Genomic DNA, 1692 nt, shown 5'->3' on the forward strand with positions numbered 1-1692 from the left:
GTGCCTATGTAAAATTCAAAAAATTTTAAGCACAAATCCACGAAAAGATTGATATCATAGGAAATACATTTTATTAAAAAGTGAATTTGTGCCTATTTACTGTCGAACTCGGGGTAAATTTTTGTTCATAAATAGTCCAAAGAATCTACTTAATTTCTGCAAATTTGTAGCGTAATCTAATAGAGAGTATCTTTAGATAAAAGAATGCCGTTATACTAAATTTCTATAAGGAGCGATACATTCATATGAGCTTGGAGGAAACGAAGAGGAAGAAGAAAAACAAAAGGAAAAATCGATTAATTTTTAGAACCTCTATATTAATTGTAATGGTTGGTGCAATTATATTTGCATTAGTATCCAATATACAAGCAGATAAAACCATTTATCAAGTAGGAGATGAAGCTCCCGACTTTGAGTTAAAACAAATCAATAAAAATAATGAATTAGAAACTATACGACTAAGTGATTTTAAAGGACAAGGTGTTATGCTAAACTTTTGGGGTACTTGGTGTAAACCATGTGAAGAAGAAATGCCTTACATGCAAGAACTTTATCCAGAATATAAAGAAAAAGGAATTGAAATTATCGCAGTTAGTTTAGATAGTACAGAATTGGTTGTTAATCGTTTTATAGATAAATATGATCTAACCTTTCCAATTCCCCATGATAAAACAGGAGAAGTCCGGGATTTATACAAAATTGGACCAATTCCAAGTTCCATATTCATTAATCCGAATGGGAAAATTCAGAGAGTTGTAAATGGAGCATTATCGTTAGAGAGTTTGGAGACTTATTTTAAAGAAATATTACCAAAACAATAGACCACTACTTTCTATATTAGGGGGATAAAATTTGAATGAAATAAACATATTTCTAGCTTTTGGTGCAGGATTCCTTTCTTTTATTTCACCGTGTGTATTACCACTGTATCCAGCATTTTTATCTTATATTACCGGGATGAGCGTAAGTGAGATAAATGAAGAAAATAAAAAAATAAATAAAAAAGCTCTTTTACACACCGTTCTTTTTCTACTAGGATTCTCAAGCATTTTTATTATGATAGGTTTTACCACCTCTTACATATCAGAATTCCTATTAACCTACCAAGACGCTATTAGACAAATTGGTGCTATATTAATCATTTTCTTTGGATTAGTGATTGTCGGAGTTTTTAATTTCAAATTTCTAATGAAGAATAAAAAAATTACATTCAAAAATCGCCCCGGAGGTTATGTTGGTTCTTTCATCATAGGAATGGCATTCTCTTTGGGATGGACTCCTTGTACCGGTCCAATACTAGCTATTGTGTTATCATTAGCTGCAACAAATCCTGATGTTGGTATGATTATGATGATTAGTTATGTTTTAGGCTTCTCTATTCCGTTTCTTTTATTGGCATTCTTTATTGGTAAATTAAAGTGGATTAGAAAACATAGCCTTAAATTAGTTAAAATAGGCGGATACGTTATGATCTTTATGGGTGTAGCACTGTTCTTTGACTGGATGACTAAATTAACTTCATTTTTGGCTGGTTGGTTTGGTTTTTATGGATTTTAAATATACTTTCCATAATTTCTCTGTATGTGTAAAATAGTTCTCGGTGATATTTCTACAAAATCCTAGCCAAAAAGGAAGAGGCACTCTATCATAAATGTATGCTTACTAGGGCAAATACACTTAGAAAGAGGCCTC

General features: G+C 31.5%; 2 protein-coding genes. Both read left to right on the forward strand.

Annotation, left to right across the window (positions count from 1 at the left end; all coding sequences use genetic code 11):
- Positions 1 to 245: 245 nt before the first annotated feature.
- Positions 246 to 821: a thiol-disulfide oxidoreductase ResA gene (gene resA, locus IEV18_RS16915; RefSeq protein ID WP_188393506.1), complete on the forward strand. Its 576-nt coding sequence runs from the start codon at positions 246 to 248 to the stop codon at positions 819 to 821.
- A 31-nt stretch (positions 822 to 852) separates the two neighbouring features.
- Positions 853 to 1557, forward strand: a complete 705-nt coding sequence (locus tag IEV18_RS16920; protein WP_188393507.1) for a cytochrome c biogenesis CcdA family protein — start codon at positions 853 to 855, stop codon at positions 1555 to 1557.
- Positions 1558 to 1692 lie beyond the last annotated feature (135 nt).

This window comes from Compostibacillus humi, from assembly GCF_014637175.1.
GTDB classification, from domain to species: Bacteria; Bacillota; Bacilli; order Bacillales; family Amphibacillaceae; genus Oceanobacillus; species Oceanobacillus humi.

What these genes read in the sequence shown, in the direction of transcription:
- resA (WP_188393506.1), top strand. Translation starts at nt 246, where the DNA reads ATGAGCTTGGAGGAAACGAAGAGGAAGAAGAAAAACAAAAGGAAAAAT.